Below are 22,793 nucleotides of genomic sequence, written 5' to 3'. Positions count from 1 at the left end.
GCCGAGCGTGACGACGGACGCTAGGCGGAGACGGGCGCGGTGTCCTCGCGCAGCTCGCCGCTGACGTCGCCCGTCTCCCCCATCCGCGCAGCGCGCCTGCCCAAGGTGAGCACGAGGGTCCAGAAGCCCGCGAGCACGGTCAGGCCGATCGCGATCTTCGCCGCCCACGGCAGCGCGGACCCGGTCACGTAGCCCTCGACGAGCCCGGAGACCAGGAGCACGAGGACCAGGCCGAGCACCACGCCGAGCATGGCGCGCCCCTCCTCCGCGAGCGCCCGACCGCGGGTGCGCGGCCCTGGCACGAGCATCGTCCAGAAGATCTTCAGCCCGGCGGCTCCGGCGACCCACACGCCGGTGAGCTCGAGCAGCCCGTGCGGGCTGATCAGCTGGAAGAACAGCCGCAGGTAGCCGAACTCGTTCATGATCGCCGCGGCGGTGCCGACGTTCACCGCGTTCGAGTACTGCACGTAGAAGGTGAAGATGCCGGTGAAGCCGCCCGCGACGGACATGGCCGCCACCCACGCATTGTTGGTCCACACGCGCGCGAAGAAGGACGTGGAGGGATTCTCCGAGTAGTACGCGGCGAAGGCCTCCTCGGCGTACTGCTGTCGCTCCTCGAAGGTGCCCAGGTCGCTCATCAGCTCGGGGTGCGTCGTGTAGTAGACCGCTGTCGCGGTGCCGACGACGAGGAACCCCACCATGATCGCGACGGTCCACCACCGCAGGCGGTAGAGCGCCGCGGGCATGGACAGCACCAGGAACCGCGCCACCTCACGATGGATCGGAGGCCTCGCGCCCGCGAGCGTGGCCCGTGCTGACGCGAGCAGCACGGACAGCCGGGAGACGAGCGCGGGGTCGGGCGCCGACGAGCGCACTCGCGCGAGGTCCGAGGCGGTCATCTGGTAGAGCCTCGCGAGCTCGTCGGCCTCGGCTCCTGTGAGCCGCGACCGGCGTGTGAGAGCCTTGAGCCTCAGCCAGCGCTCCTCGTGAAGCGCCTGGAACGCGTCAAGATCCATGCGGCTACCATGCCACAGACAGCAGGCGACGACCGACGGACCCACAGGAGGACGGATGGACGACGAGACCACGCTGATCGGCGAGGGCGTCGTGCTGGAGACCGCTCCGGCGAGCATCGGCCTGCGCACCGCCGGCGCCCTCATCGACGCGCTCGTGATCGGCTCCGTCTACCTGGGGAGCTTCCTGCTGCTGGCACAGCTCCTGCCCGACGGGCTCGACCTCGCGGCCATGAGCGCCGCGGTGCTCGTGCACCTCGTCCTCGTCTTCGTCGGCATCCCCATCGCGGTCGAGACCGCGACCCGCGGACGCTCCGTCGGCAAGTATGCGACCGGGGTGCGCATCGTGAGGGACGACGGCGGGCCGATCGCGTTCAGGCAGGCGTTCGTCCGAGGCCTGCTCGGAGTCTTCGACCTGTGGCTGACCGCCGGCGGCGTGGCCCTGATCTCGGCGCTCGTGACCCGCCGGGCCAAGCGCGTGGGCGATCTGCTCGCGGGCACGTACGCGCTCAAGGAGCGTGCCGCGAAGTCACCCCACGCACCGCTGATCATGCCGCCGGAGCTCGTCGGGTGGGCTGACACCGCCGACGTGCGCCGGATGCCGGACGGCCTCGCGCTCACGGCGCGTCAGTTCCTGTCGCGCGCTCCGCGCCTCAACCCCACGTCACGTGCGCAGCATGGATCCGAGCTCGGCGCGAGGGTGGCGAGCTACGTGTCCCCGCAGCCGCCCGCCGGCACCTCGCCTGAGGCGCTGATCGCGGCCGCGCTCGTCGTGAGGCGAGACCGGGAGTACACCCGCGGCGTCGAGCAGCAGCGGCTCGACTCGGAGATCGCCGACGCGGTGCATCGGCTCCCCCACGGCGTGCCAGAGTCGCGCTGACCCGATCTCAGGGCGCGAGCGTCGGAATCCCGCCAGGCCACTGGGCCTGCTGCGCGACGCGCGGCAGGGTCACGCGCGCGATGGTGCCGCTGTGGCCGTCCGATCCGAGGGCGACGGTGCCGCCCGCCTTGTTGACGAGCTGCCGCACGAGCGCGAGGCCCAGGCCGACGCCGGGCACCGACCCCTCCGCGGCGCCCCGGCCCCGGTAGAAGCGCTCGAAGACGCGCTCCAGGTCCTCCGGAGGGATGCCCGGCCCGTTGTCCGCGATCTCGATCGTCACCGCCGCGTCGTCGAAGCGCGCCGCGACCGCCACCTCACCGCCAGCGGGGGTGAACTTCACGGCGTTTCCGATCAGGTTGACGAGCACCCGCACCAGGTCGCTGGGCGCGATCATCACCTGGATCCCGTAGGGCACGTGCTCCCGAAGCGTGACGAGCCGCGCCGAGGCGTTGGGGCCCAGGTCCTCGAGCACTCCCCTGACCGCCTCGGACACGTCGCACGGCTGCGGCTCCTCGCGCGTGCCGGCGCCCAGCGCGAGCAGATCCTCGACGAGCGTGCCCAGCCGCGCCGCGTTGCGGGTGATGACGGTCAGATGCGCCTTCGCGTCCTCGTCGAGAGACGACTCGTCCTCGAGCAGCTCCGCGAATCCGATGATGCTCGTGATCGGGGTGCGGAGCTCGTGGCTCACCGCCGACACGAACTCGTCCTTCTGCCGGGCGACCTCACGCAGCTGAGTCGCCGCCGTCCGCTCGTCCGAGAGCGCGTGCGCGAGCGCCTGGGCAGCATGGACGCGTTCGGACACGTCGAGGACCTGGACGGTGAGCAGCGCGCGCCCGCCGTCATGGACGGCGCGCGTGACGAGGATCTCCACCCGTACGTCGCCGTCGAGCTCGACCTCGGTGACGCTCTCGCCGTGGTCGTCGTCCTTAGCGCGGGCGATGGCCGCCCGCAGGGTGCGCACGCCGCGCGTGTCGGCCGTCAGCGGGAGCGGGTCGTCGCCCTCGAGCGGCGGCGTCAGCTCCGCGCCGAGGAGATCGAGCGCATGACGGTTGGCGCTGCGCACCCGCGGCTCCCCCGCGCGGTCCTCCTCGAGGATCAGCATCCCGATCTGCGAGTCGACGAAGCCGCCTCGCAGCAGCTGCTCCCGGACCTGAAGGTCCTCCGTGACTCCCACCATGTGGCGGCGCGCGGCCGCGAAGTACAGCACGGTCCCCGCGTAGATCACGAGGAAGCTCTGCACCACCCACGAGGTCTGGATCGGGGTCCAGCCCGCACCTGCGAAGGGTCCGCCGTCGAACATGGTGAGCGTGGTCACCGCAGTTGCGGTGAGGACCAGCTGGACGGCGACGCCGCGCATGGGGAACACGTAGGCGCCCCAGAGGAGTACGGGCATCGGCAGGAAGCTCAGAGGCAGCTGGGTGCCGGGGAAGAACACGAGCCCGATCACGAGCGCCAGGACGAGCGGCTGGAGCCATCGGGCATGGCGTCCCCGGGCTCGGGTGCGGTCGTTCCAGGCCAGGCCCAAGGGCACGATCGAGAGGACCGCGGAGACGTGGCTCGCGAAGACTGCGCCGAAGGTCGCGACGGGCGCGTCCTGGCCGAGGAACGTGACGGCCGCGGCGGCTCCGGCCGCGATGCCCAGCGCGCCCGCGAAGGCTGCGACCAGCAGCGTCGTGACGTCGCGCACCGAGACGAGCCGCAGCGGACGGTCACCGCGGGTGAGGATGAGCGCGACGATGAGCGCCTCGAGAGCGTTCGCCACGCCGAACGCGAGCGAGAGATCGAGGGGACGGCCTGCGACGTAGTTCGAGGCCGCGGTGACGATCACGGGACCGATCGCGGCGACCGGCATGAGCCGTCGCGGCACGGCGAGCATCGTGAGGACCGCGGCGCCCGCGGCCGGCCACCATGGCGAGGTGTCGTCCCCCCGCGCGGCGAGCTCGACGGCGCCGACGCCGAGCAGGTACGTGACCGCGAGGCCGATCAGATAGGCCGCGAGCCGCGCGCGGCCCTCGTGCCGCGGATCGAACGTGAGGAACGCCATACCTCGACCTCCCGACCCTCAGTGCACGGATGCGTACAGTGGAGCATGGCAGTCGCACCAGGGGTGCGGCAACCCGCCGCGCACCCGTGAGGAGGTCCCCATGGCGTCGGTCCTCATCGTCGACGACGACCCGGACATCGCGATGCTGGTGAGCCACAAGCTCAAGGCTGTCGGGCATGACGTCGCGGTCGAGGTGGACGGCGAGGCGGGCCTCGCGGCCATCCGCCGCTCGCATCCGGATCTGGTCGTCCTGGACTGGATGATGCCACGGATGAACGGGCTCGACGTGTGCGCGCACGTGCGCGCGGAGCCGGACATCGCACGCACCCGGATCCTCATGCTGACGGCCAAGGCGCAGGAGGCGGACCTGGAGCGCGCCTACACCTCCGGCGCGGACGGCTACATGCAGAAGCCGTTCTCCCCGCGCGACCTCGCGGCGCGCGTGGACCAGATGCTTGCGGGCTGACGCGAGCTCAGGTCAGCCTGAGCGAGGTCGAGGCGAGGGTCAGCCGTCCTGCTGGACCGCGTGACGGAGATCGGGCTCGATGAAGATGAGCCGGGCGGCGGGCACGGCCTCGCGGATGCGGCGTTCCGCGTCGTCCGTCTGCGCGGAGATCTGCTCGATCGTGCGTCCCGGTGCGACGCCCACCTTGACGGTGACGAGCACGTCCTCAGGGCCCAGGTGCATGGTGCGCAGGTGGATGATGTCCGTGTAGCCGGCGTCGGCAAGACCTGCGCGGATCCTCGCGACGTCCTCCGGGGTGGCGGCCTCGCCCAGCAGCATCTCGCGCGTCTCGCGCGCGAGCACGAGCGCGATGCAGACGAGCAGCAGACCGATCATCGCCGTGCCCGCGGCATCCCAGAGCCCGTTGTGGGTGATCAACGTCATGGAGACCCCGAACAGCGCGAACGTGAGGCCCACGAGCGCGCCGAAGTCCTCGAGCAGGATGACGGGAAGCTCGGGCGACCGGGACCGCTGGATGAACTTCGCCCACCCCACGTTGCCGCGGATCTTGTTCGACTCCTTGATGGCCGTGCGGAAGCTCATGCCCTCGAGCGCGATCGCGATGAGCAGCACGACGATGGGGACCCACTGCCATGACTCGATCGGCTCAGGGTGCTGGAACTTGTGCCACGCCTCGTACAGGGCGAAGAGCCCGCCGAGCGTGAACAGCACGACGGCGACGAGGAACGCGAAGTAGTACCGGTAGCGCGAGTACCCGAAGGGGTGCTCGGGCGTGGCCTCCTTGCGGGCCTTGCGGCCGCCGAGGAGCAGCAGGAGCTGATTGCCGGAGTCCGCGACCGAGTGGATCGCCTCGGCGAGCATCGAGGAGGCTCCGGTGAGGCCCCAGGCCGCGAACTTGGTGACGCCGATGCCGAGGTTGGCGCTGAGCGCGGCGATGATCGCCTTGGTGCCGCCCTCGGCGGACATCAGGACTCCCGGATGATGGCGAGCGCCTGGTCCCGCACGTCCTCCATCGTGGCCGCGTCCGCGGCCTCGACGTTGAGGCGCAGCAGCGGCTCGGTGCCGGAGGGGCGCACGTTGAACCACCAGCGCGGCTCGGCGTCCCAGTGCTGGACGGTGAGACCGTCCATCTCGTCGAGCGTGACGGCGTCACGCGAGCCGAAGGCCTCCCGGATCCGATCGAGCGCGGCCGCCACATCGGCGACGGTCGAGTTGATCTCGCCGGAGGCGGTGTACGGGTCGTAGTCGGCGAGCATCGCGCTGAGCGGGCCGTCCTGCGCGCCGAGCGCCGCCATCACGTGCAATGCCGCGAGCATCCCGGAGTCCGCGTAGAAGAAGTCTCGGAAGTAGAAGTGGGCGCTGTGCTCGCCGCCGAACACCGCGTCGTGCTCCGCCATCTGCGCCTTGATGAAGCTGTGCCCCACGCGCGAACGGACGGTCGCGATGCCGTCGGCCGTGAGGAGCTCGGGGACGGCCTTGGAGGAGATGACGTTGTAGATGACCGTCGCGTCGCCGCCCGAGGCGCGCACGCGGGCGGCCTCACGCAGTCCCACGAGCGCGGTGATCGCGGAGGCGCGCACGATCGCGCCCTTCTCATCCACGACGAAGCAGCGGTCCGCATCACCGTCGAAGGCGAGGCCCAGGTCGGCGCCGTGCTCGACGACGGCGGCCTGGAGGTCGACGAGGTTCTTCTCCTCGAGCGGGTTCGGCTCGTGGTTCGGGAAGGTGCCGTCGAGCTCGAAGTACAGCGGCACGATCTCGAGGGGAAGCCCGGGAAGGCCCGCGGCCTCGCCGAGCACTGCAGGAACGGTGTGGCCCGCCATGGCGTTGCCCGCATCGACCACGACCTTGAGGGGGCGGATCGCGTCAAGCGGGACGAGCGAGCGGAGGAACTCTCCGTACTCGCGGAGCATCTCGCGGTCGGATGCCGAGCCTGGCGCCTCGACGGAGGGCACGCCCTCGTCGACGTAGCGCGTGGCGAGCTCGCGGACGAGTCCCAGACCGGTGTTCTCGCCCACGGCACGGGCGCGCGACCGGCACAGCTTCATGCCGTTGTATGCGGCCGGGTTGTGGCTCGCGGTGACCATGACGCCGGGCATGTCGAGCGCGCCGGTCGCGTGATAGAGGCCGTCGGTGGAGCACAGGCCGATGCTGACCACGTCCACTCCGCGGTCGCGGAGGCCCGACGTGACGGCGTTCACGAGGCCCGGCCCCGAGTCGCGCATGTCGTGCCCGATCACCACGGAGGTCTCGCCCTCCGGCGTCACGATCGTGTCCGCGAAGGCCGCGCCGATCGCTCGGGCGATCTCCTCCGTCAGCTGCTCGCCGACGATGCCACGCACGTCGTAGGCCTTGATGAGTCCGGTGAGGTCCGTCATGCGGGCCAGGCTAGCGGCACAGGGGGGCCGTGACCAGGACGGAATCGCCGCGCACGCACGGCCTGCACCCGGGTGTCACATGTCGGACGACACGACCCGCAGGTGACCGCGGCGCGGCTCGCTGGGGGTCAGGGGTGCGGGGGCGTGGGTCCGCGGCTGCGCCGGGGTCCCCGCCTCGCGCACGGCGCGGGCCAGTGCGTCAAGATCGTCCGGCGACGGCCCAGGGTCAACGAAGTCCTGCTGGATGTGCACCACGTCCCACCCGCGGGGGGCGGTGAAACGGCTCGCATGGTCCGCGCACAGGTCGTAGCTGTGCGGTTCCGCCGACTCCGCGAGCTGGCCGACGACCACCGTCGAGTCCGCGTAGACGTACGTCAGCGTCGCCGCGGCAGGGCGCGTGCACGCCGTCTTCGAGCACTGTCGGGAGGCCATCACGCCTCGGACGGTACCCCTCGAGACGCGGGGTGGCGTCGAGCCACGCCGAGGCGGCCCAGGGCCGGCCCCGAAGCGCCTGGTGGACGCCCAGACGGGCGTAGGGTCTGTCGCATGGCACGACGAGACCGGCATGGGCGTGGCCTCAGGGCTCCCCTCGTCCCTGCCTCCCTCCCCGGTCACCGCACCCGCGCCGAGCAGTTCGATCTGCTCGTGATCGACGCGGCCGAGCGGCTCGAGCCGCGGTGGGGACGACGATGGGGACGGCTCGAGTTCGGCACCGAGGACGTGCCCCCGTCGGACCCGAGCCCGTGGGAGCAAGGGGTCCCGCTGGGTCGGCTGTTCCCCGCAGACATGGGCCAGCCCGCTCGTGTCGTGATCTACCGGCGCCCGTGCGAGGAGCGTGCGGAGGGCTCCGAGCTGCCGCTCCTGGTGAGGGACGTGGTCGCCGAGCAGCTCGCGCATCTGATGAACTGCGCGCCTGAGGACATCGACCCCGACTTCGGACGGTGAGCGCGGTCGTGCCTCAGGGCACGTAGGGCGCGTCGACGGCGTCCACCTCCACGTCGATGACGCGCGTCGCGGTGGGCTGCATGGAGGCGATGAACCCTGGCTGCCCGGTGATCTGAAGCGTCCACGACTGAGCGCCCTCGAGGATGAGCCGTGCGCCTGCGGGGACCTCGTCGAGCGGGATCCGCGTCACCGTCCGCGCGTTGGCGTCCACCTGTGCGTACTGCGATCCGTCGTCGCCGACCACCGTGAGCGTGGTGGCCACTGGCGTGTAGGCGACGATGGCGCCGCCGTCCGAGGGCGCATAGGCGCCCTTGTCGGGAGCATCCGCGGTCGAGCCGTCGAGGGGCTGCGCACCGATCCAGGTGCGGTCGTACGCGAGGGACCCCTCGGCGCCGATCTCGGAGTCGCGGGACACGGTCAGCTCGGCGGCGGCGACGAGGGGCGCGTCAGAGTCGATCTCGACGGCGCCGGTCGGGAGGGACGGCACCTCGACGGTGGTGACGACGCCTGGCTCGAGCCGGATCGCCGAGACTCCGGACCAGGACACGACGCCGTCCTCGTCGACGAGGGTGAGCGAGACGGTCGCCCCGTCGGGAGCCAGCAAGCGCACCGACGAGGACGCCTCGAGGTCGCCTCCGCCGACGGACGGGATCACGAGGGAGGTGCCCAGCGTGGACGTCGACGCGACCCACGAGGTGCCAGCGGGCTGAAGGCCGTCGAGGACCGAGTCCTGGATCGTCGCCACGACTCCGCCGCCGGTCGCGTCGATGCGTGCGACGAGCGAGTCGATGCCGTCCGCGATGCCCTCGAGGAAGAGGTCCTGCACCTCTCCTGCACCGATGGCGAGCACCCGGCTGTCCGCCACCTCGCCTGCTCCGCCGTAGAGGGTGACGGTCGCCTCGACGTTGGCCCTCGTGGGGTTCGCGAGCACGAGCCGCGCGGAGGAGCCTGGTGCCGTCGACCCCCCGACGAGCCACTGAGACGTCGCGGGGCGCACACAGGTCAGAGCCGCGAGCGAGGCGATGTCACCGTCCTCGACACGCTCGATCGACGCGCCGAAGAGACCGTCAGCGATCTCGACCCCGTCGGCTGCGGAGGCGCCGTACAGCTCACGCGTGCGGGAGGTCGGCTCGGACGCGAAGTCGTCGCCCTCGAGGGCCCCGACCGGCACGGTGAGCGGCCCCGTGCAGGCGGCCGGCTGCACCGCAGGGGTGACCGCGACCTCGGTCGGCGTGGGCGCGACGGTGCGGGCCTCGTCGAGCAGGCCACCTGCGAAGGCGACTCCGACGAGCACGCCTCCCGCGACGAGCGCGGTTCCCGCCTTCGCTGCGGCGGACAGACCCGTCATGACCCCTCCTTCCCGCGCGCACGATGCAGGGGGATCGACGCGAGGAGCACCCACCCGCACACGATCGCGGCTGCCCACAGCCACCAGGCGTGGGCAGGGTCCTCGTACGTGATCTCGATCGTGCCTCCCTCGGCCACCGCCCAGGCGTTGCGGCCCGCGGGGTCGTCGACCCTCGCGAGCGGCGTCCCGTCGAGCGTGGCCTGCCACGCGTCGTCAGCGGCCTCGGCGAGCACGAGCGTCGTCCCTGCGGCCGTGACGTCAGCGCCGCCGGACATGCCCTGCATGGGCACCGCGGTGACGGTGTCACCGTCGGCGATCCATGCGCGGGACACCTGAGAGCCGTCAGCACGCTGCACGCGGTAGGGGGTGCCGTAGTCGCTCGCTCCGATCGCGGTCAGGTCCGACACCTGGGTCAGCGAGGCGAGGAGGGAGTCCGCGCCCGGCGCGATGACGACCACGCCGACGCCCCAGGCGGCGAGCTGCTCCCCTGCGCCGTCGGCCCCTCCGGCGAGCAGCCCGACAGCCTGCGCGAGGTCGCGCGGCGTCGCGAAGGGCTGAGCGCCGGCACGGGCCAGCGGCACGCCTGCGTCGTCCCGCTCCGCGACACCGAGGACTCGCACGGTCCCGTCGGTGGAGAGCACCGAGTAGCGGACCGTGCCGTCATCCTCGCGGTCGAGCACCATCACGCGCTGCTGCGTCTCGGAGCGCTGGTCGAGGGCGATCGCGAGGGGCAGCACCGTGGTGGAGGACGCGCTGACGTCGCCCTCCTGGACGCCCGGCCACGACAAGGTGATCGCGTCCACGACGAGGACGGCTCCCGCAAGTCCCAGGCCCACCGCGTAGCCGGTGCGGCGCCAGGCGAGCGGTGCCGAGCGCTCTCCGGCATGCCAGGCCCCTGACGCGGCCGCCGCCGCCGCGGTGAGCAGGCCGAGCACCATGAGCGAGGACCCTGCGCCGGGCCAGCCGGGCACCAGCTGTCCGCCGACGCCGTCGAGCGATCCTGTCGAGACATGCTGGGACACCAGCGCGGTGCCGAGGCCCGCCGCGGCGAGCAGCACGAGCGCCCTGACAGCCCACGCGGACCGTAGCGAGACGAGCGCGACGACAGCGGCGGCGAGCACCGCTGCACCGATCGCGACGGCCAGGGAGGAGCCGAGCGCCTCAGCGATCGGCGCACCCACGAGCGTCTCGAGCGGTGCCGCATCCACCTCGGCAGGCGCGCTGCCGAGCAGCAGCGACCATGGCGTCAGCGGATCGAAGGGACCTATCGGCCCCGCATCGCGCGCGAGGACCCGCACGGCCCATGCGACGGAGTCCGCGCCTGAGGCGGCCACGATCGCCGGGCCTGACACGACGAGGGCGGGCAGTGCGACGGCCCAGGTGCGCAGCCTCGCGCCTCGCGCGAAGGCGCCGGCGGTCAGCACTGCGACCAGCAGCCCTGGCAGGAGCACCGGGGCTGCGGCGACGGCGACCGCCATGGCGAGCGCGGCACCGGCCGACGCGCTCGGGGACGCCTGGCGCACGCGAGGGAACTCGCCGTCCCCCACGGGCTCGCCCCGGTGCCAACCCGCTCCGCGGACGACGCCGAACAGCACCCATGGGAGGACCAGATGAGCGATCACGGCGCCGACCCGGCCGTCGTTCACCGACGCGAGGAAGAGCGGCCACAGACCGTAGGTGAGAGCGACGGCACCACGCACCCAGGCCGAGCGCACGACGGTCCCGGCGGCCGCCCAGACGCCGAGCGCCGCGAGCGCGGGCGCGAGCACCAGGAGCAGACCGAGGCCCAGCCGCAGCCCGCCGGGCAGGGCCGCGAGCGGCAGCAGCAGCGCCGCGAACGACGAGTCGAGAGCGGGGGCGCCGAAGCCTGTCACGTCCCATCCCGAGGACACCCTGGCCCACACGTCCGCGAACCCCAGGTCCGAGACGCCGAGGATGTCGCCGCTGAGCATCTGCCCGCGCACGACGCTCGCGAGCCAGTCCCCGTGCAGCGCGACGGACACGGCGAGCGCGAGCGCTGATGTGACAGCGAGGCCGCGGCGACGTCGCGAGGCCGCGAGCGCCAGCTCCTGCCGTTCCACATCGGACGGCGCCTGGCTTGCGCGCCACGCGTCGTACGCGCCCAGCTCCGAGACCCGAACGTGATGGACCACCTCGCGCAAGGTCGCGAGCAGAGGACGCTCGACGCTCACCGGGACCACCTTCGCGCGGCGGACCAGCCTGCGGCTGCGTGCGAGAAGGCGCAGGCGCGCGAGAAGCCGCCACGGCACCGACAGGTCGGTGAGCGCGACGCGTGGCTCGTTCTGCGCGATCCGCAGCAGCGCGCGCACGGGTGCGGAGGCGAACGCCCACAGGACCAGCAGCGGCACCGCGAGCGCCGGCGCGTAGGCGCACGCGTGGAACCACTCGGAGGTGCGCCTGGCCGCGTACGTGGAGGCGCGCCCGCGGGCGTCATCGGAGCGTCGTCCGTGGAGCCCGTCCTGCGCATGCCTCACCTTGGCCGACGGCACCACCACCACGTCGTAGCCCGAGCGCCACGCACGGCGGCACAGATCGAGGCTGTCCCCGAATCCTCGGTACGAGTCGTCGATGCCGCCCGACTCGTGCCACCAGTCGCGCCGCACGAGCGCGCCCGCGAGGCTGACGGCGAGCACGTCCTCGCGAGAGTCGTGCTGGCCCTGGTTGACGTCGTCCTCCTCGACCAGCGCCACGCGGCGGGCTCCGACGCGCGAGGTGGTCGTGCCCATGCCGACGAGCCTCGACGGGTCGTCCCAGCGGACCTGGGCGGCGCCGACGATCGCGACGCGACGGCGCTTGCGCACCACGGCGGTGAGAGCGGCGAGCGCGCCGGGCATGGGCGCGGTGTCGTCGTGAAGGAGCCAGAGGTAGTCGCGCTCGAGGTCGGGGTGGAGGGCGAGCGCCGCGTCGACGGCCTCGTGATAGCTCGCGCCCGGCGCGTCCACGATCTCGGCGCGCAGCTCGGGCGGCACCTCAGGGGCGTCGCCTCCGACCACCACGACGTCGAGCGTGTCGTACTCGTGCTCGGACAGGGACGCGAGCGCGGCTGAGAGATGTGCGGATCGCCCGTCGGTCACGAGGATCGCGCGCACGACAGGGCGCGTCGCGTTCACGACACGTCCCTCTCGTCGGACCGGCTAGACAGCGCGCCGCTTGAGCTTGCGACGCTCACGCTCCGAGAGTCCACCCCAGATCCCGAAACGCTCATCGTGCTCGAGCGCGTAGTCGAGGCACTCCGAGCGCACGTCGCATGACGCGCACACCTTCTTTGCCTCACGGGTCGAGCCTCCCTTCTCAGGGAAGAAGGCCTCGGGATCGGTCTGGGCGCACAGCGCGCGCTCCTGCCATCCCAGCGGGCCGTCGTCCTCGACCGCGTCGAAGATGTCGACCACGGCCGCAAGCGTCGGCGCTGGGCTGCCGGCGTCTGAGGGCACTGCGCCGTCGTAGATGCTCCACATAGGCTTCCCTCCGAGTTCGCCACGGGAGAGCCACCCCCGTCTAAGTGGAATTACACCCGTGTCATCCACGTCCGTCAAGTCGAGCGTGGTGTATGCCACGCACGAACCCCGCACCCCAGGTGAGATGCATCACACCGAGCACTCCAGGCATGAGAACGGCTGAGGCGGCCCCGGTGCGGGGAAGCATGAGCACCGATGCCACGACAAGCCCGAGCGCGTATGCGAGCGGTACCAGGAACGCTGCGATCAGCAGCGGCACGCCCAAGAGCGCGCCGACGATGCCGAGCAGAGTCGACGCGACCAGCCCGATCAGCAGCACAGGCGGTAGCAGATAGCGGACCGACGCGGTGCTCGGATATCTCGTGACGACCTCGCGCCTCCAGCGCCCTGACTGATGAAACTGCCGCGCCAACGCTCTCCACGAGCCTCGCGGCGCATAGGGCACCTGCATGTCGGGCACGAACCAGACGACGTAGCCCGCCTCCCGCAGCCGATGGTTGAGCTCCCAGTCCTGAGCGCGGGTGAAGTGCACGTCGTACCCGCCCATCTCCTCGAGCGCGGCACGCCGGAACGCCCCCAGGAACACCGAGTCGGCGGGTCCCTCCTCGCCTCCGACACGGTGCCCCGCGCCCCCGATGCCGAACCTCGACTGCATCGCCTCGGCGATCGCTCGCGCGAGCGGGGCCTCCGCCTCCGGGACCATGCGCCCACCGACGTTCGCGGCCCCCGTCCGACGCAGCGCATCGACGGCGAGCGCCAGATAGCCGGGAGGCATGACCGCATGGCCGTCCATCCTCACGACCACGTCGTGACGCGTCGCTGCGATCGCCGCGTTCAGTCCGTGCGGCGCCGTCAGCCCCGGGTTGCCCACCACGGTGATCCGGGGATCCGCCGCGGCCAGCGCGTCGGCGATCTCGCGGGTCCGGTCCGGCCCGGGCGCCACCGCGATCGCGAGCTCGACCTCGCCCTCGTAGCCGTTGTCCAGCACCGACGTCACCGCCGCCGCCAGAGTCGCCTCCTCGCCCCTCACGGGCATGATGACGGACACCGGCGCGGCCGGCTCCACGGGTCCCAGATCCTCCACGCGACGAGGGTAGCCCAGCGCGTGCAACACGGACGGCGCGTCGGACGTTGTACGGTCGCCGAAGCATCAGAGGAGGACCCGTGAGCCGAGCGCGTCGCGCGCGCAGCGCTGTGCGCCGTCACGGCGCCGCACAGCCTGGCCATCCCCTGATCCGCGCCACCGCGCTCGTGACCGCTGCCGCTCTCGGGTTCGTGACCGTCGGCTATGAGGCCTATGCGACCCGGATCGAGCACGAGTTCGACTCGGTCGACAACTCATCGCTCATCCGCGAGGTCGAGACCACCGCGTCCGCCGACCCGGAGGACACCTCAGCGGGCCAGGACGTCAACATCCTGCTCATGGGCTCGGACGTGCGCGACGGCGAGAACGGCGCGATCGGCGGCCGCGAGGCCGGCGGCATGCGGAACGACACCACCGTCCTGCTGCACATCTCGGCAGACCGCACACGCGTCGAGGCGGTGTCCATCCCGCGCGACCTGCAGGTCCAGGTCTCCGACTGCACCCTCTTCGACGGCACCGAGGTCAATGGCTGGTACGGCGACTTCAACAACGCGTTCGGCAACGGCGGCAAGCAAGGCGACGCGGCGGAGGCCGCCGCATGCGCCATCAACACGGTCCAGGACATGACAGGCATCGGCATCGACCATTGGGCGGTGGTCGACTTCGTGGGCTTCGAGGACATGATCGACTCGATCGGTGGAGTGCCCATGTGCATCCCGCAGGACATCTCGTCCACCACGGCGAGGCTCGAGATCACCGCTGGCCCCCACGTGCTCGACGGCGCGACCGCGCTCGCCTACGCCCGTCTGCGCACCGCGGAGACGGGCGGCGTCTCCGGCTCCGACCTCCAGCGCATCACCCGCCAGCAGGAGCTGCTCCAGCAGGTCGCCCGCACCCTGCTGGGCAAGAACCTGCTCACGGATATCGATCAGCTCACCCAGTTCGTCAAGGCCATGGCGGCGTCCCTGACCATGGACACCCAGCTGGGCGACCTCCAGTACCTCCAGGGCCTCGCGTGGAGCCTGCGCGGCCTGCGGACCGACGACATCACGTTCGCCACGGTCCCCTGGGAGTACACCGAGGACTTCCTCAACGTCCTCGCCACGGAGGACGCGGAGGCGATGTGGGAGCAGCTGCGGCACGACGAGCCGCTCACGATCGATGCCGAAGGCGACGCATCCTCGGAGTGGGACAGCGGGCGGGTGGAGGCTGACTCACCTACGAGCTCGGGGTCTCCCACGACGAACGATGCCTCCCAGCAGGGCACCGAAGGATCCGCTCAAGACTCCGCCGAGACGGTCGATGATCTGCTTGCCGAGTGCAGCATCTAGAATGAGGCCACCCATGAGCGACACGAGAAGCCGCCGCGCGCGCCACCGCCCCCGTCACGCCACCACCCTCCGCCACGGAATCGTCATTCCCGCCGTGGCGTCGGTGGTGCTCGCCGTGCTGGGCTTCTACGGCATGCAGGGCGTCGCGACCGTGGCCTTCGCGTCGGCCAATGCGAACACGGCCGACATCAGCTCGCTCCTCGGTGACAGCGCGGAGTACATCTCCGCGCCGGTCGCGACCGACGAGGCTGGCGAGCCCGTCGACGTCCACGCAGGCGAGGACCTCAACATCCTGGTGATCGGCTCTGACGTGCGCACGAGCGAGAACGCCGCCATCGGCGGCTACTTCGACGGCGCGCGCGGCGACACGACGATCATCGTCCACGTCTCCGCCGATCGGTCGCGCCTCGAGCTCGTCTCCATCCCGCGCGACACCCGGGTCGCGATCTCCGACTGCGAGTCCTTCGACGGGCAGTACCAGCGCGGATGGACTGCGAAGTTCAACGTCGCTTTCTCGAACGGCTACGGCTTCAACAACGACCCCGCCGAGGCCGCAGCATGCGTCATGCGGACGCTCAACGACCTCACGGGCATCGACTTCGACGGACAGTTCGTGGTCGCCGACTTCGCAGGGTTCCGCGACATGGTCGACGCCCTGGGCGGCGTGCCGATGTGCGTGCCCTACGACGTCTACTCCCGAAAGGCCCAGCTCGATCTCGATGCCGGCGCACAGGTGCTCAACGGCACCGACGCTCTCGCGTGGGCCCGTGCGCGCACCGGCACCAACCTGGGCGACGGCACCGACCTCATGCGTATCGGCCGCCAGCAGGAGCTGATCGAGTCGATGCTCCGCAAGGCGCTCGGCACCAACGTGTTCACCGACATGTCCGTGATGACGCAGTTCGTGAAGGCAGCCACGAACTCGTTCACCATGTCGGAGGAGTTCGCGGACGTCACCTACGACTTCGGCATCGCGTACTCGCTGAGGAACATCGACCTCAACAACGTGACCATGGTCACCGCACCGTGGGCCTACGCAGGCGACGGCTCAGGCGACGTCGTGCTCACCTACGAGGCCGAGGCGGTGTGGGAGGCGATCCGGAACGACACCCCGCTGTCGGCGCTCACCGACGCGAGCCCATCCGCCGAGCCGACGTCGGAGACCCCCACCGCGGTGGACACCTCCGACAACGAGGCCACGATGTACCTGCCCATCCCTCCCGAGTCCTCCTACATCCCGGACACCGAGCGGGAGACGGAAGAGGAGATCCTCGCCGCCTGCTGACGCGTGCGCGGGTCCTGCGGCCCACCCGGGTCGTGACGCCTCTGCGGGACCCGCCGACTCCTCGGTCTCACGACGGCCGCAGGCCCGGAACGCCGTCAGGCTCGGCGCAGCGCCTCTCCCTTCGCGTGCGCGGTCTCGCGCAGCGACTCCTGGAAGCCCTGCATCTCACCCGCGAGCCGCTGCCCGAGCGCGTCGGGCGCCGAGGCCAGCATGCGGACGGCGAGCAGCCCCGCATTGCGGGCGCCCCCGATCGACACCGTGGCGACAGGCACCCCGGCAGGCATCTGGACGATGCTCATCAGGGAGTCCATGCCGTCCAGGTACTTGAGGGGCACGGGGACACCGATCACAGGAAGCGTCGTCACGGACGCGAGCATCCCTGGCAGGTGCGCGGCGCCTCCCGCCCCGGCGATGATCACACGGATCCCACGCTCGGCGGCGGCCCGCCCGTACGCGATCATCTCCTCAGGCATGCGATGCGCGGACACCACGTCCTTCTCGAACGGCACCGAGAACTCGGCAAGGGCCTCCCCTGCCGCCTTCATGACGGGCCAGTCGGAGTCCGACCCCATCACGATCCCGACGATCGGCTGCTCGCTCATGCCGCACCTCCGTCCCTCACGATAGCGGCGGCGTCCACGGCACGCCGGTAGACCTCGTCGGAGTCGGCGCCGGTCACGTTCACGTGGCCCACCTTGCGGCCCGCGCGCACCTCCTTGCCGTAGAGGTGGATCTTGGCGGCGGGGTCGGTGACGTCCGAGAGCGCGCTCGGGAGATCCTCCCGGGAGCCGCCCAGGACGTTCGCCATCACGGTGACCGGCGCGAGAGCGTCGGTCGCGCCGAGCGGCAGGTCCAGCACGGCACGGAGGTGCTGTTCGAACTGGCTGGTCACGGAGCCGTCCTGCGTCCAGTGGCCGGAGTTGTGGGGGCGCATCGCGAGCTCGTTGATCAGCACGTGCTCGCCGGTGTCGAACATCTCGACGGCGAGCACGCCGACCACTCCGAGCTCGGTCGCGACGCGCGCGGCGACCTCGCGCGCCTCGCGCGACTCGTCGGCCGTCAGGCCAGGAGCGGGGGCGATCACCTCGGAGCACACGCCGTCGCGCTGGATGGACTCGACGACGGGCCACGTCACCACCTCGCCCGAGGGGCTGCGCGCCGCGAGCGCGGCGAGCTCTCGCGTGTACGGCACCTTCGCCTCGATGAGGATCCGCGGCCCGCCCTCCGCCGCGGCGGCGAGCCAGTCGGACGCCTCGGAGGGCTCGCGCACGATCCGTACGCCCTTGCCGTCGTATCCTCCGCGCGAGGTCTTGAGCACCGCCTCGCCTCCGTGGGACGCGAGGAACGACGCCACGTCGTCCTCCGTCTGCACGTGCGCCCAGTCGGGATTGGGCAGCCCGAGCGCGTCCATCCTCTGACGCATCTCGATCTTGTCCTGCGCGAACGTCAGCGCCCCAAGCCCAGGCAGCGCCGGCACGCCCGCCGCCTCTGCGGCCGCGAAGACCTCGGCAGGGATGTGCTCGTGCTCCCACGTCAGGACATCCGGTCGGGGCTCTGCAAGCAGCTCCTGGATGGCCTGCGGATCCTTGGGCAGGCCGATGACGGTCTCATGGGCGGGCAGCGCGGACGCGGCGGCGGGCGACTCGACGAGCACGCGCAGGATCACGCCGAGCTCGGTCGCGGCCGGCGCCATCATGCGCGCCAGCTGGCCGCCGCCGACGACGGCGACGATAGGCGGGGTCATGGGACAAAACTACCGGGGTAGGCTCCCTGAGCATGACGGTGATCGACTGGGTGCGTTCGCGTGCGGGTGAGCTGGCCCGCTTCGCGACGGTGGGGGCCGCTGGCGTCGTCGTCAATCTCGGCACGTTCAACCTGCTGCGACTGGGACCGTTCGCCCCAGACGCTGAGGTCGCGGGCGACGACGACAGGGTCGTGACGGCCAAGGCGATCGCGACGCTCGTCTCGATCGTCTTCGCGTGGCTCGCGCACCGCGGCTGGACCTTCAAGGGCATGAGCGTCCTGAAGCCGGGCATGGAGGCGCTGCTGTTCCTGGTGGTCAACGGTGCTGCGCTGCTGCTCGAGTCCGGCACCGTCGCACTGTCGCATCACGTCATGGGATACACGTCCGCGCTCGCGGACAACATCTCCGCGGCGTTCGGGATCGGGCTGGGCACGATCGCCAGGTATGCGGGGTATCGGCTGTTCCTCTTCCACGACCCGAAGTCCGAGCCCGCCGAGGCGAGCGCGGGGAGCAGCTCCGCGGACTAGTCCCGCCGCCTCCTGCGGCCGCGCTGCTTGAGCGTCCGGCCGTGCGGGACCACCTTCTCCAGGTCCACCATCTTGGGCACGCCCTGGAGGAAGAGCGAGAACACGGCGGGACGACGCTGCGAGAGCTCGAGGCGCCCGCCGTCGGCCGTCACGAGGTCTCGCGCGAGCGCGAGGCCCAGGCCATGCCCGCGCCCTGAGGTCACCTCGCGTTCGAAGATCCGCGGCGCGAGGTCGTCGGGGACACCGTCGCCCTCGTCACGGACCTCGATCACGATCGCGTGGCTCGCACCCGACTCGCGGGCGGACACCGTCGTGGTGCCGCCTCCGTGGTGCAGCGAGTTCTCGATGAGCGTGGCAAGCACCTGTGCAAGCCCGCCGGGCGTGGCGAAGACGGACGAGTCGGTCTCCTTGACGACGAGCTCACGGCCGGCCTTGGCGAAGCTCGCGACCCATTCCTCGCGCTGCTGGTCGAAGACCTCGTGAAGCGAGAGGAGCTCGGTGCCCGCGCCGAGCGCGCGACGCGAGCGGCCCAGCAGATCGTCGACCACGCCCACGAGCCGCTCCACCTGCTCGAGCGCCGCGTCGGCCTCCTCGCGCACGTCGTCGCGGTTGGTGGTCATCGCGATCTCCTCGAGGCGCATGGTGAGCGCGGTGAGGGGCGTGCGCAGCTGGTGCGAGGCGTCGGCGGCGAACTGGCGCTCGGCCGCGAGCCGCGCGGCCATGCGGTCGGCCGAGCGGGACAGCTCCTCCGCGACCATGTCGATCTCCTCGACGCCTGTGCGTTCGAGACGTGGGCGCGTCTGGCCCGAGCCCACCTGCTCGGCGGACGCGGCGAGGTAGACGAGGGGTCGGCTGAGACGCTCGGCCTGCCACGAGGCCATCGCGACTCCGGCGACGACGGCGACGATGGCGACGGCGAGCACAAGACCCACCAGCTGGCCGGCCTGGAAGAACACGTCCCACCAGGCGGCGCTCATGACCACGTAGATGCCCGAGTCGGCAAGATGGGACTCGGTGAGCGTGGGGGTGGGCCTCTCCCCTGCCGACATCTCGGTGCCGTCGGGAAGGGTCACGTAGATGTACCGGGGCGAGCCTCGGGTGTCGGACACGAAGGACTCGAGCGTGCGCTCATCGATCGTGTCGCCGAGCTGGTAGCGGATCTCGATCGCGCGTGACGCGTTGGTCGCCCTCAGGTCGAGGTCGCGCTCGGCGTCGCTGTAGACGAGCTGCGCCGCAGCGACTCCGAGCGGGATGCCGAGCAGCACCACCGCGACGAGCAGCGCGGAGACGGTGGCCTGGAGCAGCTTGCGCCGCACGGGCCCTGCCTAGTCGCCGTTCTCGAAACGGAAGCCCATGCCCCGCACCGTCGTGATGTACCGGGGGTTGGCGGCGTCGTCTCCCAGCTTGCGGCGCAGCCAGGACACGTGCATGTCCAGGGTCTTCGACGGAGCGCCCGACTCGGCCTCCCAGACCTCGCGCATAAGCGCGTCGCGGGAGACGACGGAGCCTGCGTTCGACACCAGCGCCTGCAGGAGCTCGAACTCCTTGGAGCTGAGCTGCAGCTCTGCCTCACCGAGGAAGGCCCGGTGGCCGGCGACGTCCACGCGGACGTCGCGTGCGGAGATCTCGCCCGCCATCTCGGCTCCCGAACGGCGGCGAAGGAGGGCGCGGACGCGTGCGAGGAGCTCGGCCAGACGGAAAGGCTTGGTCACGTAGTCGTCGGCGCCGGCATCGAGGCCGACCACCAGGTCGACCTCGTCGGCGCGTGCCGTGAGCATGAGGATCGGCACCTGGAGTCCCTTGTCGCGGATGCGTCGCGCGACGTCCACTCCGTCGATGTCGGGCAGGCCGAGATCGAGGATCACCAGGTCAGCGTCGTCGGAGGCCCCGACTCCTCCGGCCCCGGTCCCGTGCCACTCGACGTCGTAGCCTTCTCTCGTCAAAGCCCGGGTCAAGGGTTCCGAAATAGTCGGGTCATCTTCGACCAAGACAATGCGGGTCATGGGGACACACTACCGCCGCCGAGCCGTAATGCAAGGCTGTCCACTCCCCGAGCCCGCGCTCGGCCGCAGGTAGGCTCGGTTGCCGTGACCTTCCCGACGGTCGGCGCCCCGCGTGCCACGACGCCCGCGCCCGGCGCGCGCACCCGCTTCGACGACGCGCTCTCGGCCGCCCCCTCGGCGTTCGTCCTGGTGATGGTCGCCGTATCGCTCTCCGCGGGCGTCCTCGTGGCGGTCGGCCAGCATCGCTGGTGGACGGTCCTGCCGGTCGCGGCCGTCCTGATCGGTCTCCTCTGGCGCCCGCTCGTGCGGATCGATCCGCATCCCCGGGCGCCGTTCGCAGGAGCGCTCCTCATCTCGGGCATCCTCGCGTGGATCGTGGCCAACGTGCCGTTCGCCGCGGAGTACCTCATCGTCTCTCGCGACCCCGGCTTCCTCAGCCTCAGCGGGCTGTGGCTCGTGGACCATCCCAGCACGGACATCCCAGCGTCAGGAGCCGTGGAGGCGGCGGCGCTCCAGGCGAACCATCTGGCCGACGCCTCGCAGGCGTGGAACCTGCTGGGCGACGCGATCCAGCCCCAGGGCGCGAAGATGCTTCCCGCCACGATCGCCGTGGGCGGATGGTTCGGGGGCACCACCGGGGTGCTCGCGATGAACATCGTCATCGGCGCCGCAGGGCTCGCCGCCGTCTACCTGCTGGCGCGACGCGCCCTCAGCCCGCTCGCCGCTCTCGCGCCGGCCGCGATGCTCGGCCTCACCGTCTCGCACATCGGGCTGTCGAGGGCGCCCTACACCGAGCCGCTCACGCTGCTGCTCGTCATCGCGTCGGTCGTGTGGACGTGGCAGGGCGTCAAGGAGCGGTCCGCGATCGCGCTCGCGGCCGGTGCGGTCACGTCCGGAGCGACGGTCCTGATCCGGATCGACGGCGCCGCCTTCGCCGTCGGCGCGCTGCTGGGAACGGTGTTCGCGCTGTCGGCGCTCGACGCGCCACGTCGGTGGCGGCGTACGCAGGCCCTCACCTACATCGGGCTGCAGGCCGTGACGCTCGTGGGCGGGTACGCGGCGCTCTACCGATGGAGCCGCGCCTATCTCGAGCGGCTCGGCGGGGAGGCCGTGCTGCTCTTCGCTGGCTACGCCGTGCTGGCGATCCTCGTGACGCTATGGGCGATCAGCTGGGCCGAGGGAGCGCGCGCGGACAGGCTGATCCCCTCGCTCTCGCGACGGCTGGGTCGCCGCGGCACCCTCGCGCTCGGCGCGGTCGCCTCAGGACTGCTCGTGCTGATGGCGTCGCGTCCGCTGTGGATGGTCGCTCGTCGCGGGACCGAGACGTCGCTCCAGCAGTTCACCAACGGGGTCGTCGAGAGCTTCCAGCAGTCCGCAGGCCTCGAGGTCGACGGCACCCGCACCTACGCCGAGACGACGGTCACCTGGCTGAGCTACTACCTCACGTGGCCCGTCGTGGCCCTCGCGATCCTCGGGTTCGGGCTCATCGTCGTGCGCGCGCTGCGGAAGGGTCCGGAGTGGTGGCTGCTCGTGATGGCCTTCCTGCCGTCGACCCTCCTCTATCTGTGGCGACCGTCGATCGTGCCCGACCAGATCTGGGCGATCCGCAGGTTCGAGCCCGCCACCCTGCCCGGCTTCGTGATCGCGGCCGCGATCGCGGCGTGGTGGCTCGCGGGCAGGCTGCGGACGGTCGACGCTCGCGCGAGAGGCCGCCGGGTCGCCGCGATCGCGTTCGTCCTGCTGCCGCTGTCCACCTGGGTGTCAGTCATGCCCGACCGGGACCCGGCGGTGGGCTTCGCGGTGAACGTCCTCTCATTCTCCCCGCAGGATCAGAGCAGCGCGTGGAGCGCGCTCGGCTCGCTGGAGATGGCGCCCGAGATGGGTGGGGCGCGCTCGCAGCTCGAGGATCTCTGCGAGGTCATCGACGGCAGACCCGTCGTGCTCGCCGGCACTTCCTCGCACTTCGGGAGCATCCGCGTCATGTGCGACGTGCCCGTCGTGCTGGCGCTCGAGGAGCCGTCCAAGGACACGCTGACGTCGATGATCGACGTCTTCGGGGAGCCGCCCATGGTGCTGATCCAGAGCACCAACTACTTCGAGTGGACCTCGGAGCCGTACCCGGTGGTGACGTCCTCCGTGGTGCAGTCGGGCTACTCGCTGCAGCGCGTGCCGGTCTCGATGTTCACGCGTGACTACCGCTGGAACGCGGCGCTCGTGAACGACGACGGGACCGTCACGCCGATCGCTCCGTGAGCGGCCGGGGCCCAGT

Annotated in this window: 20 protein-coding genes; 7 read left to right on the top strand and 13 right to left on the bottom strand. The window is 71.3% G+C overall.

What is annotated here, in order from left to right; genetic code table 11:
• Positions 1 to 20: 20 nt before the first annotated feature.
• A complete protein-coding gene (locus QQX04_RS01595) occupies positions 21 to 1,016 on the bottom strand; it encodes a stage II sporulation protein M (protein ID WP_301125537.1) in 996 nt (331 codons plus the stop codon).
• Between the two features lie 55 nt (positions 1,017 to 1,071).
• On the opposite strand from QQX04_RS01595, the gene QQX04_RS01590 reads away from it, so the two are divergent.
• Complete coding sequence (locus QQX04_RS01590; protein ID WP_301125535.1) at positions 1,072 to 1,893, top strand: RDD family protein; 822 nt, start codon at positions 1,072 to 1,074, stop codon at positions 1,891 to 1,893.
• A 7-nt stretch (positions 1,894 to 1,900) separates the two neighbouring features.
• Here QQX04_RS01590 and QQX04_RS01585 read toward each other — a convergent pair whose 3' ends face one another.
• Positions 1,901 to 3,937, bottom strand: coding sequence for a sensor histidine kinase (locus tag QQX04_RS01585; protein WP_301125533.1), 2,037 nt, complete (start codon positions 3,935 to 3,937; stop codon positions 1,901 to 1,903).
• Between the two features lie 100 nt (positions 3,938 to 4,037).
• Between QQX04_RS01585 and QQX04_RS01580 the strand changes: the two genes are divergently transcribed.
• Positions 4,038 to 4,403 (top strand): response regulator transcription factor, encoded by a 366-nt coding sequence (locus QQX04_RS01580; RefSeq protein ID WP_301125531.1) that lies wholly within the window; start codon positions 4,038 to 4,040, stop codon positions 4,401 to 4,403.
• Positions 4,404 to 4,442: 39 nt separating this feature from the next.
• Here QQX04_RS01580 and QQX04_RS01575 read toward each other — a convergent pair whose 3' ends face one another.
• The 3 genes from QQX04_RS01575 to QQX04_RS01565 form a co-directional block, all read right to left on the bottom strand.
• Positions 4,443 to 5,369, bottom strand: a complete 927-nt coding sequence (locus QQX04_RS01575) for a cation diffusion facilitator family transporter (RefSeq protein ID WP_301125529.1) — start codon at positions 5,367 to 5,369, stop codon at positions 4,443 to 4,445.
• Complete coding sequence (locus tag QQX04_RS01570) at positions 5,369 to 6,781, bottom strand: phosphomannomutase/phosphoglucomutase (RefSeq protein ID WP_301125527.1); 1,413 nt, start codon at positions 6,779 to 6,781, stop codon at positions 5,369 to 5,371. The genes QQX04_RS01575 and QQX04_RS01570 overlap by 1 nt, the downstream gene beginning before the upstream one ends.
• 75 nt (positions 6,782 to 6,856) lie before the next feature.
• Entirely contained in the window at positions 6,857 to 7,213 is a 357-nt protein-coding gene (locus QQX04_RS01565) for a DUF3499 domain-containing protein (protein ID WP_436968452.1), read from the bottom strand.
• Positions 7,214 to 7,327: 114 nt separating this feature from the next.
• Here QQX04_RS01565 and QQX04_RS01560 point away from each other — a divergent pair, with 114 nt between their 5' ends.
• Positions 7,328 to 7,726 carry a metallopeptidase family protein gene (locus tag QQX04_RS01560; RefSeq protein ID WP_301125523.1) on the top strand — a complete coding sequence of 133 codons (399 nt, stop codon included), beginning with the start codon at positions 7,328 to 7,330 and terminating at the stop codon, positions 7,724 to 7,726.
• Between the two features lie 13 nt (positions 7,727 to 7,739).
• On the opposite strand, the gene QQX04_RS01555 is transcribed toward QQX04_RS01560, so the two are convergent.
• The 4 genes from QQX04_RS01555 to QQX04_RS01540 all read right to left on the bottom strand — a co-directional run bounded on the left by QQX04_RS01555 (position 7,740) and on the right by QQX04_RS01540 (position 13,634).
• Positions 7,740 to 9,074 carry a DUF5719 family protein gene (locus QQX04_RS01555; protein ID WP_301125517.1) on the bottom strand — a complete coding sequence of 445 codons (1,335 nt, stop codon included), beginning with the start codon at positions 9,072 to 9,074 and terminating at the stop codon, positions 7,740 to 7,742.
• Positions 9,071 to 12,205: a glycosyltransferase family 2 protein gene (locus tag QQX04_RS01550; protein ID WP_301125515.1), complete on the bottom strand. Its 3,135-nt coding sequence runs from the start codon at positions 12,203 to 12,205 to the stop codon at positions 9,071 to 9,073. Before QQX04_RS01550 ends, QQX04_RS01555 begins: the two co-directional genes overlap by 4 nt.
• A 24-nt stretch (positions 12,206 to 12,229) precedes the next feature.
• The gene (locus QQX04_RS01545; RefSeq protein ID WP_301125513.1) at positions 12,230 to 12,550 is read right to left on the bottom strand and encodes a WhiB family transcriptional regulator; all 321 of its coding nucleotides are present in this window, start codon (positions 12,548 to 12,550) and stop codon (positions 12,230 to 12,232) included.
• A 61-nt stretch (positions 12,551 to 12,611) separates the two neighbouring features.
• On the bottom strand, positions 12,612 to 13,634 hold the full coding sequence (locus tag QQX04_RS01540) for a glycosyltransferase family 2 protein (protein WP_301125511.1): 1,023 nt from the start codon (positions 13,632 to 13,634) through the stop codon (positions 12,612 to 12,614).
• Positions 13,635 to 13,714: 80 nt separating this feature from the next.
• On the opposite strand from QQX04_RS01540, the gene QQX04_RS01535 reads away from it, so the two are divergent.
• Entirely contained in the window at positions 13,715 to 14,965 is a 1,251-nt protein-coding gene (locus tag QQX04_RS01535; protein WP_301125509.1) for an LCP family protein, read from the top strand.
• Positions 14,966 to 14,978: 13 nt separating this feature from the next.
• The gene (locus tag QQX04_RS01530) at positions 14,979 to 16,250 is read left to right on the top strand and encodes an LCP family protein (RefSeq protein WP_301125507.1); all 1,272 of its coding nucleotides are present in this window, start codon (positions 14,979 to 14,981) and stop codon (positions 16,248 to 16,250) included.
• 95 nt (positions 16,251 to 16,345) lie between these two features.
• Here QQX04_RS01530 and purE read toward each other — a convergent pair whose 3' ends face one another.
• Together purE and QQX04_RS01520 are read right to left on the bottom strand one after the other, a co-directional pair.
• Positions 16,346 to 16,852, bottom strand: coding sequence for a 5-(carboxyamino)imidazole ribonucleotide mutase (purE, locus tag QQX04_RS01525; RefSeq protein WP_301125505.1), 507 nt, complete (start codon positions 16,850 to 16,852; stop codon positions 16,346 to 16,348).
• Positions 16,849 to 17,994 (bottom strand): 5-(carboxyamino)imidazole ribonucleotide synthase, encoded by a 1,146-nt coding sequence (locus QQX04_RS01520; RefSeq protein WP_301125504.1) that lies wholly within the window; start codon positions 17,992 to 17,994, stop codon positions 16,849 to 16,851. Before QQX04_RS01520 ends, purE begins: the two co-directional genes overlap by 4 nt.
• 32 nt (positions 17,995 to 18,026) lie before the next feature.
• Between QQX04_RS01520 and QQX04_RS01515 the strand changes: the two genes are divergently transcribed.
• Positions 18,027 to 18,521 carry a GtrA family protein gene (locus QQX04_RS01515; RefSeq protein ID WP_301125503.1) on the top strand — a complete coding sequence of 165 codons (495 nt, stop codon included), beginning with the start codon at positions 18,027 to 18,029 and terminating at the stop codon, positions 18,519 to 18,521.
• On the opposite strand, the gene QQX04_RS01510 is transcribed toward QQX04_RS01515, so the two are convergent.
• Both QQX04_RS01510 and QQX04_RS01505 read right to left on the bottom strand, forming a co-directional pair.
• On the bottom strand, positions 18,518 to 19,837 hold the full coding sequence (locus QQX04_RS01510) for an ATP-binding protein (RefSeq protein WP_301125502.1): 1,320 nt from the start codon (positions 19,835 to 19,837) through the stop codon (positions 18,518 to 18,520). The genes QQX04_RS01515 and QQX04_RS01510 overlap by 4 nt on opposite strands.
• A 9-nt stretch (positions 19,838 to 19,846) precedes the next feature.
• The gene (locus QQX04_RS01505) at positions 19,847 to 20,524 is read right to left on the bottom strand and encodes a response regulator transcription factor (protein WP_301125501.1); all 678 of its coding nucleotides are present in this window, start codon (positions 20,522 to 20,524) and stop codon (positions 19,847 to 19,849) included.
• Between the two features lie 84 nt (positions 20,525 to 20,608).
• Between QQX04_RS01505 and QQX04_RS01500 the strand changes: the two genes are divergently transcribed.
• Entirely contained in the window at positions 20,609 to 22,777 is a 2,169-nt protein-coding gene (locus QQX04_RS01500) for a hypothetical protein (protein WP_301125500.1), read from the top strand.
• Positions 22,778 to 22,793 lie beyond the last annotated feature (16 nt).

It is taken from the genome of Demequina zhanjiangensis (assembly GCF_030418315.1).
GTDB classification, from domain to species: Bacteria; Actinomycetota; Actinomycetes; order Actinomycetales; family Demequinaceae; genus Demequina; species Demequina zhanjiangensis.
Note: the sequence above shows the minus strand (reverse complement) of the source record. Positions and strands in the feature narration are given on the sequence as shown.